General features: G+C 48.0%; 13 protein-coding genes. 7 read left to right on the forward strand and 6 right to left on the reverse strand.

The genetic code is table 11. From position 1 onward, the window contains the following. Positions 1-637: 637 nt before the first annotated feature. Together AC0YN3_RS32780 and AC0YN3_RS32785 are read right to left on the reverse strand one after the other, a co-directional pair. A complete protein-coding gene (locus AC0YN3_RS32780) occupies positions 638-1,306 on the reverse strand; it encodes a hypothetical protein (protein WP_475779016.1) in 669 nt (222 codons plus the stop codon). A gap of 744 nt (positions 1,307-2,050) precedes the next feature. Continuing rightward, the gene (locus AC0YN3_RS32785; protein ID WP_475779017.1) at positions 2,051-2,953 is read right to left on the reverse strand and encodes a manganese catalase family protein; all 903 of its coding nucleotides are present in this window, start codon (positions 2,951-2,953) and stop codon (positions 2,051-2,053) included. A gap of 183 nt (positions 2,954-3,136) precedes the next feature. Here AC0YN3_RS32785 and AC0YN3_RS32790 point away from each other — a divergent pair, with 183 nt between their 5' ends. From AC0YN3_RS32790 to fumC, 5 genes are all read left to right on the forward strand, one after another. Then, on the forward strand, positions 3,137-3,448 hold the full coding sequence (locus AC0YN3_RS32790) for a Dabb family protein (RefSeq protein WP_475779018.1): 312 nt from the start codon (positions 3,137-3,139) through the stop codon (positions 3,446-3,448). A 98-nt stretch (positions 3,449-3,546) separates the two neighbouring features. Continuing rightward, positions 3,547-4,215 (forward strand): bifunctional 2-keto-4-hydroxyglutarate aldolase/2-keto-3-deoxy-6-phosphogluconate aldolase, encoded by a 669-nt coding sequence (locus tag AC0YN3_RS32795; protein ID WP_441944975.1) that lies wholly within the window; start codon positions 3,547-3,549, stop codon positions 4,213-4,215. A gap of 84 nt (positions 4,216-4,299) precedes the next feature. Then, a complete protein-coding gene (locus AC0YN3_RS32800; RefSeq protein ID WP_475779019.1) occupies positions 4,300-5,175 on the forward strand; it encodes a glycoside hydrolase family 43 protein in 876 nt (291 codons plus the stop codon). Positions 5,176-5,277: 102 nt separating this feature from the next. Further along, entirely contained in the window at positions 5,278-6,528 is a 1,251-nt protein-coding gene (locus tag AC0YN3_RS32805) for a GAF domain-containing sensor histidine kinase (RefSeq protein WP_475779020.1), read from the forward strand. 340 nt (positions 6,529-6,868) lie between these two features. Then, on the forward strand, positions 6,869-8,254 hold the full coding sequence (gene fumC, locus AC0YN3_RS32810; protein WP_475779021.1) for a class II fumarate hydratase: 1,386 nt from the start codon (positions 6,869-6,871) through the stop codon (positions 8,252-8,254). An 88-nt stretch (positions 8,255-8,342) separates the two neighbouring features. Here the strand turns inward: fumC and AC0YN3_RS32815 are convergent, their stop codons facing one another. Next, positions 8,343-8,903, reverse strand: a complete 561-nt coding sequence (locus AC0YN3_RS32815; protein ID WP_475779022.1) for a guanylate kinase — start codon at positions 8,901-8,903, stop codon at positions 8,343-8,345. A gap of 180 nt (positions 8,904-9,083) precedes the next feature. On the opposite strand from AC0YN3_RS32815, the gene AC0YN3_RS32820 reads away from it, so the two are divergent. After that, on the forward strand, positions 9,084-11,024 hold the full coding sequence (locus tag AC0YN3_RS32820) for an ABC-F family ATP-binding cassette domain-containing protein (protein ID WP_475779023.1): 1,941 nt from the start codon (positions 9,084-9,086) through the stop codon (positions 11,022-11,024). A 35-nt stretch (positions 11,025-11,059) separates the two neighbouring features. Then, positions 11,060-11,692 (forward strand): fumarylacetoacetate hydrolase family protein, encoded by a 633-nt coding sequence (locus AC0YN3_RS32825; RefSeq protein WP_475779024.1) that lies wholly within the window; start codon positions 11,060-11,062, stop codon positions 11,690-11,692. Positions 11,693-11,775: 83 nt separating this feature from the next. Here the strand turns inward: AC0YN3_RS32825 and AC0YN3_RS32830 are convergent, their stop codons facing one another. The 3 genes from AC0YN3_RS32830 to AC0YN3_RS32840 all read right to left on the reverse strand — a co-directional run bounded on the left by AC0YN3_RS32830 (position 11,776) and on the right by AC0YN3_RS32840 (position 15,049). Next, a complete protein-coding gene (locus AC0YN3_RS32830) occupies positions 11,776-12,237 on the reverse strand; it encodes a Dps family protein (RefSeq protein ID WP_183570598.1) in 462 nt (153 codons plus the stop codon). 1,559 nt (positions 12,238-13,796) lie between these two features. Then, positions 13,797-14,714 carry an IS3 family transposase gene (locus AC0YN3_RS32835; RefSeq protein ID WP_475779026.1) on the reverse strand — a complete coding sequence of 306 codons (918 nt, stop codon included), beginning with the start codon at positions 14,712-14,714 and terminating at the stop codon, positions 13,797-13,799. Positions 14,715-14,725: 11 nt separating this feature from the next. Next, entirely contained in the window at positions 14,726-15,049 is a 324-nt protein-coding gene (locus AC0YN3_RS32840; protein ID WP_475779025.1) for a transposase, read from the reverse strand. Between the last annotated feature and the right edge of the window lie 509 nt (positions 15,050-15,558).

Genomic DNA, 15,558 nt, shown 5'->3' on the forward strand with positions numbered 1-15,558 from the left:
TCATCTGTGTTTCTTCACTAACTCTTCTTCCTCCCATAACGGATCATCTCCCTTGTCTTAAGTTTAAATTATTGGATGGGAGGACTCCAGTTTAATTAGGGGGCCTAAGAGGAAAAAGCGAAGTTCTGTTGCAGAAACTGCAGCGTAGCAAGAGCGTGGTTGCTTAAACGACGATTAGAGTGTATAAACTGCAACGTAGCTGAGGTAGAAGGGGGGGGGGAGTGGCTGGACAGGTAACCAATCAATCATTTCTAAGTTGCAATTTATTGCAACAGAGAGCTCAAAAGAGCAAGCCGTGGGGCTACGTTGCACATTCTGCAATAGAGAGCATAAAAGAGCAAGTCATGAGGGGAACGTTACACATTTTGCAATTGAAAGCTTAAAAGCGAAAATCAGCAGGCTACGTTGTACTTTCTGCAATAGAAAGCTCGTGTGAAGGGCACCACACGAAGCTACGTTGCAGAAAGTACAATAGAATCCCCTTTATAAGCGAATACCTGGCTGAAAAAGCGAAGTTCTGTTGCAGAAACTGCAACGTAGCAAGAGCGTGGTTACTTAAACGACGATTAGAGTGTATAAACTGCAACGTAGCTTTGCGAGCGAAACGAGTTAGAGGTATATGCGAGATATATGCAGTCTACAGTAGCTTCTCCAAAGAGCCTTCGGTGAGCTCATAAAAGCGAATGTCCTTCCCGTTAATGACAGGACGGAGCAATCTTTTCTCTACTAGCGTATGAAGCCGATGGCGTGCGGTACGGAAATTAATTTTGAAATGATTTTGAACATCTTTGGGGCGAATTTTTCGGCCTAATGACCATGCTAAATGAAGCACCTCTCGGTCTTTCAGGTTAATTAACTTGTGGATATCAACGCGAATAAGGTGAGGGGCTAACGATAATTGAAGCAGCATGCGGCAAATTTCAGGGCGCCGCTGAACGTCATCGAAGGTGAAATGAAACATCCTCCAGCCCATCCCGGTCAGAAAGTTATCACGATTTACGGCATAGCTATGTTTTTCTCGATCCATATCTTTAATGTGGCTTTGAAAACCGTCACATTCTATACCGAAGCGTCCGAATTCCGGGAGAAAAGCGAAATCGAGAAACTGTGATTTTCGATTCCAATCATAAACCTCATATTCGGGATGGAGATTGTGAAAGTTCTCAAAAAGCGGCCACCATACGTTCTGGAGCAGCAGCTTCTCAGCAAAGCCATGTCCTCGTACTAATCTACCTTTGCGTTCACCGCTGCGATGCTTTTCATGAATCTCCAGAAATTCAGAGTATGACTGTTCAAAACTACTCATTTCAACAAGCCTCCTTAGCCAAATAAAAAAACGCCCTAAGCCATTAAAAAGGCAAAGGACGTTCTTCGTCTGCTGCAAGTATAGCATTTATCCGCACGGAGACCAAGCTTTTATAGATTGAAATGCGTGATAGTTACTACGCCTAAACATCTGGTGAACTGGAACAGTAACTGCTCGAACCGTAGCTGGAAGTAGAACCGTATCTGGAACTAGAACTGTAACTGGAACTAGAACTGGCACTGGAACTGGCACTGGAACCGTAGCTGGAAGTAGAACCGTAACTGGAACTCGGACTGGAACTCGAACCGTATCTGGAACTAGAACCGTAACCGTAACCGTAACCGTAACCGTAACCGTAACTGGAACCGTAACTGGAACTAGAACTGGAACTGGAACTGGAACTGGAACTGGAACTAGAACTGTAACTGGCACTGGAACTGGAACCGTAGCTGGAACCGTAACCGTAACTGGAACTCGGACTGGATCTGGAACCGTAGCTGGAACTCGAACCGTAACTTGAACTGGAACTGGCACTGGAACTGGCACTGGAACTGGCACTGGAACTGGCACTTGGACTGGAACTGGAACCGTAACTAGAACCGTAACTGGAATCTGAACCTTAACCGCAACCATAACCATAACCATAACCATAACCATAACCATAACCATAACCATAACCAGAACCGCAACCGCAACCGCAACAGTAATGGTACCAGAACCATTACTAGAACTTCACATCCCCATTTATTCTTTAATGTTGCCAGCCATCTTAAGCCGTTTGGCGATTGCTTTAAATTCATCTTCGGAAATGCCTGGCGCGAACTCCTCCTCAACGGCAGGAGCTTCAGGTATCGGGAAGCCTTTGGGTGAACCCTGAATCACTTCAAGCGGGAGATCATCCTCGGGATGCGTTCCTTTCCAAATCTGGTCGATCGAGGTAAAGTCTGAGTCGCTCCACGTGTACAGCTTCGTATGAACGCCTTTTTCCTCGTATTTTCTTGCCTCATTAAACGATTTGTTGCTCAATGAAGGAATCGGGACGAGTTTGGTTACGTTAACGCCGGTTGCAATCTCCAGCGCCTTGGCGTAAGCAACGACATGAACGCCTCCGCGAACGAGCAGGAAGCCGATAACCGCTCTTGCAGCGGGGTGGTCCGTCATTTCGTATACTTTCATTTTATGTGTTCGGGCGCCGCATTCGAGGAAAAAGTTATGAAGCAGATCCTCTACGAGATTCCCGCTGTTGAAAACATTGGCGCCTGTCCAAGGGTTGCCCATCGAGTCAAAAGGCATTGCCCCTTGTGCGCCTGATAAGAAATGGTAGGATAAGCGCGCATCCTGTACGGAGCCAAGCGGTGTTAGATCGGGTTCTTTATAATCAGTAGAGCCTCTTAAACATTTGTTGATGGCATGCGAAACAAGCTCGACATGACCAAGCTCTTCCGCCGTAATGCTCATCACCAAATCATAAAAGGGCTTTAGCTTTTCTTTTGAGCGAAAGTTAAAGGACTGGAACAAGTAATTGTTTAACGTCGACATCTCGCCAAATTTTCCGCCGAGCAATTCTTGCACCGCAGCTGCAGCGTTAGGGTCCGGTTTCTCCACATTCGGAATTTCGATCATAATCTCATCCATGCGCCTAAACATTTATGCATAACCTCCTAGTTTTTGGCTAGTCTTGCCTCAATTAATCAAACTTATCCAGACCCGATTAAACAGACGCACATAAATCCTTCGGATAAATTAGAATGAAAACGCTCCACTCCGCGGCTTGTTTATGTTATTTTTAAAACGATGGTTTGAATTCACGTAGAAGAGGGAGCGATTTGAATGACAACGCAAACGAAAGAGTGGATTTTGCATTCGGTTATTTTTACATTGAAGCATGAACAGGGATCGGCGGAAGAAGCGCGGTTTCTTGCGGATGGGGAGCGGATATTGACCTCAATTCCAACGGTAGCAAACTTTCAAGTGTACAAGCAGGTTAGCGCCAAAAATGACTATCGCCACGGCTTTGCTATGGAATTCGCCAATCAAGCTGATTATGACGCCTACAATGAGCATCCGCTGCATGTGCAATTTGTGAACGAGCGTTGGGTCCTAGAAGTCGAATCTTTTCTGGAAATCGATTACGCACAGTAGCAGAAGGATTGAAGAAATAGTAGAAACGACATATAATGAGCGTTATAGACAATACATTTTCGAACAAATACGAACATAAAAGGAAGAGGGACTCACGGATGAAAAAGCTTAGAGTGCTGCAGCAGTTGACGGAGGCCGGCGTAGTAGCAGTATTGCGCGCGGACTCGCCGGAGGAAGTTGTGGAAATGTCGCGCCGCGCCATCAAAGGCGGAATTAAAGCGATTGAAATTACGATGACCGTTCCATTCGCACTGCGGGCAATAGAGCAGCTATCAAAGGAATACTCGAGCGATGTATCGCCTGAAGCGGACAACTTCGCCATTATCGGCGTAGGTACCGTGCTTGATCCGGAAACGGCTCGCGCAGCGATTCTGGCGGGTGCCGAGTATGTCGTATCGCCAGCGCTGAATCCAGACACGATCAAGCTTTGCAACCGTTACGCGATTCCGATTCTGCCAGGCACCATGACGATTCACGAAATTCAAACCGCGCTTGAGCTCGGCGTTGATATCGTGAAGCTATTCCCTGGCAACCTATATTCACCAAGCGTCATTCCTTCCATAAAAGGACCGCTGCCTCAAGCGAACGTCATGCCGACCGGGGGCGTATCGCTGGACAATCTGAAAGACTGGGTCAAGGCTGGAGCCGTCGCAGTCGGCATTGGATCCGATCTAACGAAGGATGCGGTGAAAACCGGAGATTTCTCGCTTATTGAACAGAAGGCAGCAGCGTATATCGCGGCATATCGCGAAGCAAAAGCAAATTAACTCAATACCCTGATAGAGTAAGCTCGCTCTCTGTCAGGGTATTTTTTCGAGCGTTACCTACATCAGCTAAGGGGAGATTGTTCAATGGTTCATCGGAAGGATATTCGAGTGAGAGATCCGTTTATTTTCGTAGACAAGCAGCATAAATGTTATTACTTATACGGCACGACGGATCAGAATGTATGGTCAGGGCCAGGAACGGGGTTCGATACGTATCGCAGCACGGATATGGAACAATGGGAAGGTCCTATTCCAGCATTCAGGCCGGAGCCCGGTTTCTGGGCAGACCACCACTTTTGGGCGCCAGAGGTTTATTCCTATAACGGGAGCTATTATATGTTTGCGTCGTTTAAGTCCGAGAATAAACGACGCGCGACGCAGGTGCTCATAGCGGATGGCCCAGCCGGTCCTTTTAAACCACTGAGCAGCAAACCTGTGACACCTGCGGAATGGGAATGCCTAGATGGGACTTTGCACATTGACGAGTCAGGCAAGCCGTGGATGGTATTCTGCCAGGAGTGGGTACAGGTGCGTGATGGCAAAATGTGCGCCGTTCAGCTGACGGAGGATCTTCTTGAGGCAGTCGGTGAACCGATCACGTTGTTCTCGGCTTCGGAAGCGCCTTGGTCAGTCGCGGGCGGAGACAACAAAGACGTATATGTAACGGATGGTCCGTTCCTATTTAAGAATGAAGCAGGCGAGCTATTAATGTTGTGGTCAAGCGGATCAAAGAACGGATATGCAATCGGCATCGCACGTTCGAAGAGCGGCCGCATCGAGGGGCCGTGGACGCAAGATGAGGAGACGCTGTTCCCAGAGGACGGCGGGCACGGCATGCTGTTCCGGACATTGGATGACCGTCTCATGCTCACTATGCATACGCCCAACAATCAGCCGGATGAGCGAGCGGTATTCATTGAGGTTGAAGAGCAAAGAGGCACGCTACGAAGGAAAGCGTAGATTATTTTCGCGAAAAGGTTTAGACATCTCCTTCATAGAGGTATATGCTTTAGAGTAGCCTGAAGCACGAACTTCGAGGCTCTAATTATACTTATGATGGGGATGGGTAGTTTGAAATCATCAATGATTGAAGATATGCTAACGATCGTCTCGCGCAATATTTATGAATCGGCAACACAAGTCATGAGCACGGCGAGTGCGATGATACCGGCAAATACGTTTTGCATTGCGATAAATGACAGGCTGACGACTACGGTGCTTCGATCGTACAACCGTCATCAAATGATTTTGGATGAGGGATTGGTCGTGGATAACGAGGATTCATACTGCCATCTAGTCATTGAAAAGTCCAAGGGTCCACTTATAATCGAAGATAACCTTACGCATCCGCTCACGAGAGAGATGGACGCAACAAAGCTTGTAGGAGGCTGCTCCTTCATGGGGGTTCCAATCGTGAAGCGGAAAGGGGAGGTTTACGGCTCGCTTTGCGCATTTGATCATAACTTCTATTCTTATGATGAGAAGGAAGTAGCGTTTATGTCATCGTTAGCCGCGTTTTTTGCGAATGTGCTGGAATTGGAAGATGCGGCAAACGCACTAAAGAATGCCCATCGTACGATTTATAGCTTAGCGGAGGAGAAATCCAATCTGCTGGCTGTCATGAGCCATGAGATCCGCACGCCGCTTAACGGCATTATCGGAATGATAGATTTGCTGCAATCGACAGAACCTTCGCAGGAGCAGCACCGTTTTTTGGACATTGCGAAAGCCAGCGGAGATTCGCTGATGGCTATTCTTAATGACATCCTATCGTATGCCAAGCTGGAATCGGAGGATAGGGAAATTAGCTATTATTCCATTAATCTGCAAGCCTGCATAAAGCAAGTGCATGATCTGCTTCTTCACGATGCTTCCAATAAAGGGATCAAGCTTTACACGGACATAGATCCCGCGATGCCTGAACTCATAAGCGTGGATGTGACCAAGCTGCATCAAATTATCATTAATTTGCTCAGCAATGCGATTAAGTTCACCGATTCCGGAAGCGTAACGATAACGGTTGAAGCGCAAATGCTAGGGAATGACGGCCCAAGGCTGCTGCTTAAGATTAAGGACACGGGCATTGGGATTGATGCCAACAAGCTGGACCAGCTGTTTCAGCCTTTTAGCCAATTGCACGCGCCTAACCGATCCGAAAAATATGGCGGGACTGGACTGGGGCTTTCGATTTGCAAGAAGCTCGCTGAGCAAATGGACGGCCGTGTCTGGCTGGTAGAGTCAAGCGAAAGCGGGTCATGCTTTGCGCTGGAGCTGCCGCTGCTGCTTGCGGAGCCTGAGCAGCAGGCGCTATAGGCGTTCAAAGCGCTCAGGGCAATGAATGGTTTCGGGCAGCAAAGAGGCCTTCCCACCGCGCGTTATGCAAAGCTTGCGGAAATGACGGACGCCGAAAGGCGTTCTTTTTGTTAGCATTCGTCCGAATTCGGCGCAAACTGAAACGGTTCGTCTCTCTCGCAGTCTACTATATGAAAGAGATCGCTTTCGCATTTGGAAGGAAAGATCCGAATTGCGAAGCCGTGCACAATTTCGTCTTATCTTAAATACGCTGGATTGCTTGATTCTGAACCAGATTAGCGTTATAACAGAAACAGGGTCATATGAGATAAAACAATTGATTAAAGGAGTCGTTCAATTAATGGATTATCGGATTGAGAAGGACACGATGGGCGAGATTCAGGTTCCAGCAGACAAGCTATGGGGCGCACAAACGCAGCGCAGCTTGCAAAACTTCAAAATAAGCGGAGAGCGCATGCCGATAGAAGTCGTATACGCGATGGCTTTTATCAAGAAAGCTGCGGCGCAAGCGAACGAGAAGCTTGGCGTACTGGACGCGGCTAAATCGGCAATTATCGGCGAGGCTGTTGACGAAATCGTCGCAGGCAAATGGGACGAGCATTTCCCGCTAGTCGTATGGCAGACAGGCAGCGGCACGCAAACGAACATGAATGTCAACGAAGTTATCGCTAATCGTGCGAACGGCTTGCTTGCCGAGCGGGGAAGCGACGTGCGTATCCATCCGAATGATGACGTGAACCGTTCGCAAAGCTCGAACGATACTTTCCCGGCTGCTATGCATATCGCAGGCGTAATCGCTCTTGAGGATCGTTTGCTGCCTTCGCTTGATTTGCTGAACGGTACGCTTCGCGCCAAAGCCGAGAAATTTAACGATCTTGTCAAAATCGGCCGTACGCATCTTCAGGATGCAACGCCAATTACGCTAGGCCAAGAAATTAGCGGTTGGTATTCCATGCTGGACAGAACGCGTGCGATGCTGGTTCAAAGCGTTGAAACGATGCGGGACCTGGCGCTTGGCGGTACTGCGGTCGGTACGGGCCTCAACGCTCACCCTGACTTCGCGGTAGCGGTAGCTGAGGAAGTTACGGCGCTTACTGGCAAAACATTCGTAACGGCGGAGAACAAATTCCATTCGCTTACAAGCCATGACCAAATCGTCTATACGCACGGTGCGGTAAAAGCGTTGGCTGCGGACTTGATGAAAATAGCGAATGACGTCAGATGGCTCGCAAGCGGACCGCGTTGCGGCATTGGCGAAATTTCGATTCCGGAGAACGAGCCGGGCAGCTCCATTATGCCGGGCAAAGTTAACCCGACTCAAAGCGAAGCTTTGACAATGGCGGTATGCCAAGTCATCGGCAATGACACAGCGATTTCGATGGCGGCAAGCCAAGGCAACTTCGAGCTTAACGTATTCAAGCCTGTAATCATTTATAACTTCCTGCAATCGGTAGCGCTTCTAGCTGATGGCATGGTGTCATTCAATGACAACTGCGCGGTTGGCATTGAGCCTAACGAAGCGGTAATCAAGCGCAACCTTGATCAATCGCTCATGCTCGTTACTGCGCTTAACCCGCATATCGGTTATGAGAACGCGGCAGCGATTGCCAAAAACGCGCATAAAAAAGGGCTGACGTTGAAAGAGTCCGCTATTGCAAGCGGCTTGCTTACATCGGAGCAATTCGATGAGTTTGTCCGTCCAGAGAACATGATCGGCAAACGTTAATCGATCGTAAAAAGGGCAGGTTCCCGTCTTGAAGACGGGAACCTGCCCTTTTTTTACGATGAAATGAGCTAAGAACGCAGACTAATCGTTAGTTCGCTTGCAGATAGCCGTTGATGATCGCTTTGATTTGCTTGACCGTCTCTTCAATCGCTACATTCTCGATAATATGCTCGCAGTTTTTGCGATACGTCACTTCTTCCGAATAGTGGTCGAGGTAGCTGTTGATAATTTCATAACTCGTGCCTTTGCTCTCCAGGCGCTCGGATACGGTTTTCTTATCCACATATAGGAAAATTCGAATGGCACGGTCACCGTACAATTTGCGAATCTTGTCAGAGCCTTCACGGTTTAAAATCAGAAAGGCGCTATTGCCGGCAAGCAGTGCCAAATCGAGATAGCGTTTGCCGATTCCGTAGCGATGCCGGTCGATACGGACCGATTCGGTGAAAAAACCTTCGGCCTCCAGTTGGTCGAATTGCTCTTTGCTGACGTAACGGTAGTCCATGTCCGGGCGCTCTTTGTCGCGCGGCGGCCGATCCGTGCAGGAGGGGATATGCGCGATGCCGGAGCCTTGAAGCGCCTTATGCGCCGCTGTTTTGCGACCGGAGCCGCTTGTGCCTGTAAATAGAAATAGATAGGGCTTAACCATGCGGAATCACTCCTTCCTCATAGGTTATATATCGGCATAAAGAGGACAAACGATGACCATGATTTAGTGGAGCGGAAAAGCCTTGCGAGGCAGGCTGCGAGTGAACACGAATCCTTTTTGTGGTATGATACGAATGGTTGCAATTGCAGCTATACTCTTGCGAAAAAGTAGGTTTGCCTCATGCATTTATTGTCTGTTGAACATATAACGAAGAGCTACGGCGAGAAGCTGTTGTTCGAAAATGTCACGTTCGGCGTAGAGGATGGCGACAAAGTCGGCATTATTGGCGTTAACGGGACAGGGAAATCAACCTTTTTGAAGGTTATCGCCGGCCTTGAGCAGGCGGACTCGGGCAAGGTGTCCATCGGCAACCGGGTAACGGTCAGAATGCTGGCACAGGATCCGGTGTTCGCGCCTAATGAGACAACGCTTGAGCATGTGCTTGGCGGCGATTCCCCGCAGCTTAGAGCCGTGCAAGCGTATGCGGCTGCAATGGAAGCTATCGAGCTGAATCCGAGCAGCACGGAGCTGCAGGAGCAGCTGATCAAAGCGAATCAGCTAATGGATGAGTTTGATGCCTGGCAGCTTGAGAGCGATGCGAAAATGGCTTTGTCCAAGCTGGGCATCTATGATTTTGAAGCCAAGGTAGAGACGTTATCCGGCGGACAGCGCAAGCGCGTTGCCATGGCGGCTGCGCTTCTGCTTCCTTCCGACGTGCTTATTCTTGATGAGCCTACGAACCATATCGATAACGATTCCGTAGCCTGGCTGGAAGGAATGCTTCAGAAGCGCAGGGGCGCTTTGCTCATGATCACGCATGACCGCTATTTCCTAGATCGTGTCAGTAACCGAGTGATTGAGCTCGATAAGGGGCAAGCCCATTTCTATCAAGCCAACTACAGCCGTTTTCTGGAGCTGAAGCTTGACCGTGAGGAGCGGGAGGCAGCGACGGAGTCGAAGCGACAAAACCTGCTCCGCAACGAGCTTGCCTGGATAAGGCGAGGCGCCAAGGCGAGAACGACAAAGCAAAAAGCGCGTATTGATCGGTTCGAGGCTTTGAAAGCTGACGCACCTAAGCAAGCGGGCGGCAAGATGGACGTTTCGGTTGCCTCTACAAGGCTGGGCCGCAAAATCGTCGAGCTGGAAGAGGTAACGAAGCGTTTCGGCGATCGGACGCTGATCCGGGAGTTCAGTTACATTGCGGTACCCGAGGACAGGGTTGGCATTGTCGGACGCAACGGAAGCGGCAAATCAACCCTAATGAAGCTGATTGCGGGACACTTAACGCCGGATGAGGGAACCGTAGATCTGGGAACAACGGTTAAGCTAGGCTGGTTCTCGCAGGAGCATGAGGAAATGGATCAATCGCTGCGCGTCATTGAATATATTCGCGAAGGTGCCGAGCAGGTGAAGACGGCAGACGGCTCGACGATATCTGCGGGACAGATGCTGGAACGCTTCTTGTTCTCGCCAACCATGCAGTGGACGCCGATCTCCAAGCTTTCAGGTGGCGAGAAACGCCGTTTGCAGCTGCTCCGCGTGCTCATGAACGCGCCGAACGTACTGTTGCTTGATGAGCCGACGAATGATCTTGATATTTCGACGCTTACCGTACTGGAAGATTATTTGGACGATTTCCCTGGAGTCGTATTTGTCGTTTCTCATGACCGCTACTTTCTGGACCGGACGGTTGATAAAATCGTCGCCTTCGAAGGCGATGGGGTCATTGCGCATCATACCGGCAACTATTCAGATTATCAGGAGTACGTTGCGAAGCATGGCGCTGCCGCGACTGCTGCTTCATCTGCTCCGGCAGCGAGAACGCAGTCGCCGGATGCGGCAAGCTCCACTGCAGTATCGGAGAAAGAAGCGGTCAAGCCGCGTACGCTCAAAATGTCCTACAAAGATCAGAAGGATTTTGAGCAAATCGACGGCTGGATTGAGGCTGCCGAGAACGCCATTAATGATATAGCCTCCCAGATGGAAGCAGCCAGCAGTGACTCTGTCAAGCTGCAAGAGCTTGCTGGCAAGCAGCAGCAAGAAGAAGAGAAGCTGGAGAAGCTGATGGACCGCTGGGCGGAGCTGAATGAATTGGCCGAACAGATTGCGGCGCAGAAGTAAAAGAGATATTTTCAAGGTGGAAGGCGGAATTTCTTATGAGTAAGAACGATATTCGGAATATATATTGCATTGGCCGCAACTATCGGCTTCACGCTTTGGAGCTCGGTAACGAGGTGCCTGACGAGCCGCTTGTATTCACGAAGCCGACGCATGCGGTAGTGCCGATGGACGGCAATACGGTGTCGCTTCCGGGGAATGTGGGCGAGGTGCATTTTGAACTTGAGATCGTGCTTCGCATCGGCCGCGCTTACGAGCCGGGAATGGATACGGAGCAATGCATCGACGGGATGGCGTTAGGCCTTGATTTGACGCTGCGCGATGTGCAGTCCAAGCTGAAAGCGAAAGGCCAGCCATGGCTGGCAGCCAAAGGGTTCAAAGGATCGGCGCCGCTAGGCGAATGGCTGCCTTATCCCGGTACGGCTGCGCTAGCGGAAACGGAATTTGTGCTGCTACGCAATGGTGCAGAGGCACAGCGCGGAAAAGCGGCCGACATGTTGTTTAGTGTAGCGGAGCTTATACAATATGTCGGCGAACATTATGGGCTGGACGAAGGCGATATTATTTACACAGGAACGCCAGCGGGCGTGGCTGCTTTGCACGAAGGTGATCTGCTGCAAGCGCTGTGGGCGGACAAGACTGTTGGAAGCTGCAGTGTGACGTTGGTTTAAGCAAATATAACGATGTATACAAAAGAGGGTGCCCCAGCAGCGAATTGGCTGATGGGACACCCTCTTTTTACGATGACGACCGCTTATTTGCTATTAAACGCGCTTAGCATCCATACATGCTTCTCAAGCGTTGTATGAATTGCGAGCAGCATATCAGCCGTAGTCTCATCCTCGGCTTCTTGTGCGGCTTGCATCCCTTCCTTCAGCTCGCCAATGATCGTCGTGAAATCGGCGATCAATTGATCGACCATTTGGGTAGCATCCTCTTTGTTCGATGCTTCCTCGATGCTGGAGGTTTTCATATGCTCCTTCATCGTTGCGATCGGCTTGCCTTTCAAGGCTAGCAGACGCTCCGCCAGCTCATCAACATGGAGAGCAGCTTCCTCGTAAAGCTCTTGGAATTTGACGTGCAAAGTGAAAAACTGGGAGCCCTTCACATACCAATGGTAGTTATGAAGCTTAATGTAGAGCACGCTCCAGTTGGCGATTTGGTGATTCAGATGCTGTTGTACGGTTGTCGATTTAGCAGTAGTTGCTGTTGTCATAGTAATCATCCTTTCTGATGGTAGTTTGCGCTATAAGTAAGTAGTGAATACGAAGTAAATAAGGAGAATAATAATTGGTGATTTTGATTTAGATCAATTCCTTATTTATAATTATTACAAATTACTAACTGCTTGTCAATACTATTACACGCATTTTCCGGATATGAAACATGGCAGGTGTGGATGATATTGAAAAAAAAAGCAGGAGATTAAACCGAAAGCAGTGGAACAGGGGACAGGGGACAAGCGCTTGGATTGATTAAAGTTGAGTGCTGGATTGGAATGAATGGACTGCTGAATTTGAATATAGGATAAAAGGATTGTTTAATATGGGATGAATGCTGAATTTGGAGAGAATAGATTGATGGATATAGGGTGAATTGATTAATTCTTATGAAACAAATGAAATGCTGTATGTGGAGTAAATGAATTACTGCATATGAAACTTAAATGCAATTGCATGATTTTAGCACATGCGCTTATTGAACAAACATTGCATTCATTTTTTTTACATGAGTAGGGTTTAGAAGAGTTAATGCAGGCTTCTCGTCGTTGCAATCATCGTCTATTTGACGAGCTATACGGCGGGGGTTGCAGATGAAGGGTAGCGAACCGTCGATGGTAGCTGAACTGGTATTGATGTTTGCTGACTGCATACTAGTGGTTATTGGTCACAGTGACAGGTGATCATAATTACTGACTGATGATTGATAGTGACGGTGAAAAGTAATAATGATTGCTGACTGATGGTTGAAGGTAACGGTGATGCGTGATCAAAATTACTGACTGGTGGGTGATGGTAACGGTGCTAGGTGATTATGATTGCTAACTGGTGGTGATGGTAACGATGATGCGTGATAGTGACTCTCGTGACTGTGGACTGATCTTCAGTAATCGGTGACAACTAATCATGTTATATTGCCTAGAAACTGCAAAGCACATTGTAGTAAGATAATTTCCTAAAAAAATTGGTGGACCATCTGTTATGTGATGCCAAACGCTCTTTGCTAATGCGCTGCATGTGATGCTTTCTCAAACAAGTCTGCACCAGCTAAGGCTACGTTGTAGTTTCTGCAATAGAAACGAGTTTTATGAGGTAATTCATCAGCTACAGTGCAGTTTTTGCAATAGAATGGATCTTTTAAGGCTGAGTATGGCCGATATTGCTCGCTTACGTTGCAAAAACTACAATCTAAACCAATAATAAGGGTGTCTGCAACACTTTCTGTTGTATTTTCTACAACGTACGATTACCATTCGGCAGCTATCTTGGTTTATTGAAATGGGGATGAGTAGCTGTTGGTTAGAAAGTGATAACTGGTGCTTGGGAAGCCCGCGACGTATAGGTCAAGAAAGTGAAAGCGGATGCTTGGGAAGTCCGCGGTGTGTTGGTAAGTTGGTTATTGTTGCGACCAGCTGTTCGTTTTGGAGCGAGGAGTGTGCCGTAGGCAATTCACTTAAACCATAACTAATCATGTTATATCGGTTAGACCCCTTAATTCCGGAGTGCTGTCAACCAAATAATCAAATTACGTAGCCAAGCTTGTTATTTGGTCTATTTACATGGCTTTATGGAACTTACTTTGATCCTCCAGCGTCTTGACCCAATCAGAGAACTTTGCTGGAGGCATCAATTTCAAACTACCGTGCATTCTACGGTTATTGTAGAAATCCATATATTTATCAAGTTCCTCGTAAGCTTCTTGAAAGCTGCTAAACTCCATTTTACTGAATAGATCGCGTTCGAGTAGGCTGTGGAAAGATTCGATGTAGGCGTTCATATTAGGGCTTCGTGGTGGTATTCGTTCGTGAATCATCTCTAGGCTTTCACACGTATCGCCAAACAGCTTGCTTATGAATTGCGGGCCGTTGTCGGTACGAATGACGGGGAGTTCTTCTCCTGGTTTTACACGTTGTTTGAGCGCATTCCACAAGGATTTAGCGGCATGTTTAGCCTCACATACCGGCCCTCTATACTGTTTAACGACAACACGATCAAATACATCAATAATACTGAGCACAAAAAAGAATCGCTCACATCCAACGACGTAACCGTATTTGATGTCCATTTGCCATAATTGGTTACTACCGGTGACCGTACGGTTTTTCGGTAGCCTGCGGGGATGCTTTGCCTTACGCTCCCGCTGTTTCTGCAAGATACCCAGCTCACCACACAAACGATAGGATTTCTTCTTGTTAAGCACTAGCTTTTGATCTCTGCGCAGACTTTTGGCAAGAAGTTTGTAGCCATAAACATGTTCTTCTCCTTCTACAAGCTCCATTAGCCACTCTTTGATCTGTTCATCATTGATTTTTAATCCCGTTTCTGTCCATGAAAATCCAGGCCGTGGTCTTCCGTTTCGGCCGCTTGAAACCATCTTTTCCGTGTTTGAAGAACGCTTTTTTCGATCGTAGTAAGTAGATGTAGCCAGATCTACGGTTCGCAGGACCTTTGCTGCCGAAACTCCCCGCTTAATGAATTGTTCGGCTACTTCGTACTTTTCGGATAAGCGGGGTTCCTCTTTTTTACGAGCTCACGCAGGATATCATTCTCGAGTTCCTTTTCACCTAACAGCTTCATCGCCATGGCATATTTTTCTTCCATTTCTTGCAGCCGTTTAAGCTCTTGCAGATGTTCATCTGATGTTGGTATCTCTTCTGGAGGTATTTTATCTCGTAGATCTCTTACCCAAACACGGATCGTTTCCGGATGAATGCCATGCATACGGGCTAATACCCCCACCTTAACACCTGCAAGCACCTCTCGAACTACTCTCATCTGTGTTTCTTCACTAACTCTTCTTCCTCCCATAACGGATCATCTCCCTTGTCTTAAGTTTAAATTATTGGATGGGAGGACTCCAGTTTAATTAGGGGGCCTAAGAGTTTCTGCAACAGAATGCCTCTGGTTCGGTGGTTATTCGCTCATATACGTGATTCTGCTGCACTTTGTACAACGTAGCTTCGCCAGTTGGCTGCCATGTTAGGTTTCTATTGCATTTATTGCAACGTACGCTTCACGCCATAATCGATTGGTAGTTGCCACAAAACTATTCGCTCTACGTAGAACCAAACACGCCATAATCGATTGGTGAGTACAATTGGGCTATCCACCATACGCGAGACCAAGCTATGCTGCACTTTATACACTCTACTCGTCGATTAAGTAACCTCTCTCTTGCTACGCTGCAGTTTCTGCAACAGAATGCCGCTTTTCCAGCCGTTATTCGCTCATATCCGTGATTCTGCTGCACTTTGTACAACGTAGCTTCGCCAGTTGGCTGCCATGTTAGGTTTCTATTGCATTTATTGCAACGTACG

This window comes from Paenibacillus sp. J22R232 (genome assembly GCF_056269165.1).

Coding starts and splice junctions, on each gene's coding strand:
- AC0YN3_RS32830 (WP_183570598.1), bottom strand. CDS start 12,237: ATGACAACAGCAACTACTGCTAAATCGACAACCGTACAACAGCATCTG.
- AC0YN3_RS32795 (WP_441944975.1), top strand. CDS start 3,547: ATGAAAAAGCTTAGAGTGCTGCAGCAGTTGACGGAGGCCGGCGTAGTA.
- AC0YN3_RS32815 (WP_475779022.1), bottom strand. CDS start 8,903: ATGGTTAAGCCCTATCTATTTCTATTTACAGGCACAAGCGGCTCCGGT.
- AC0YN3_RS32840 (WP_475779025.1), bottom strand. CDS start 15,049: ATGGGAGGAAGAAGAGTTAGTGAAGAAACACAGATGAGAGTAGTTCGA.
- AC0YN3_RS32780 (WP_475779016.1), bottom strand. CDS start 1,306: ATGAGTAGTTTTGAACAGTCATACTCTGAATTTCTGGAGATTCATGAA.
- AC0YN3_RS32800 (WP_475779019.1), top strand. CDS start 4,300: ATGGTTCATCGGAAGGATATTCGAGTGAGAGATCCGTTTATTTTCGTA.
- AC0YN3_RS32825 (WP_475779024.1), top strand. CDS start 11,060: ATGAGTAAGAACGATATTCGGAATATATATTGCATTGGCCGCAACTAT.
- AC0YN3_RS32805 (WP_475779020.1), top strand. CDS start 5,278: ATGGGTAGTTTGAAATCATCAATGATTGAAGATATGCTAACGATCGTC.
- fumC (WP_475779021.1), top strand. CDS start 6,869: ATGGATTATCGGATTGAGAAGGACACGATGGGCGAGATTCAGGTTCCA.
- AC0YN3_RS32790 (WP_475779018.1), top strand. CDS start 3,137: ATGACAACGCAAACGAAAGAGTGGATTTTGCATTCGGTTATTTTTACA.
- AC0YN3_RS32785 (WP_475779017.1), bottom strand. CDS start 2,953: ATGTTTAGGCGCATGGATGAGATTATGATCGAAATTCCGAATGTGGAG.
- AC0YN3_RS32820 (WP_475779023.1), top strand. CDS start 9,084: ATGCATTTATTGTCTGTTGAACATATAACGAAGAGCTACGGCGAGAAG.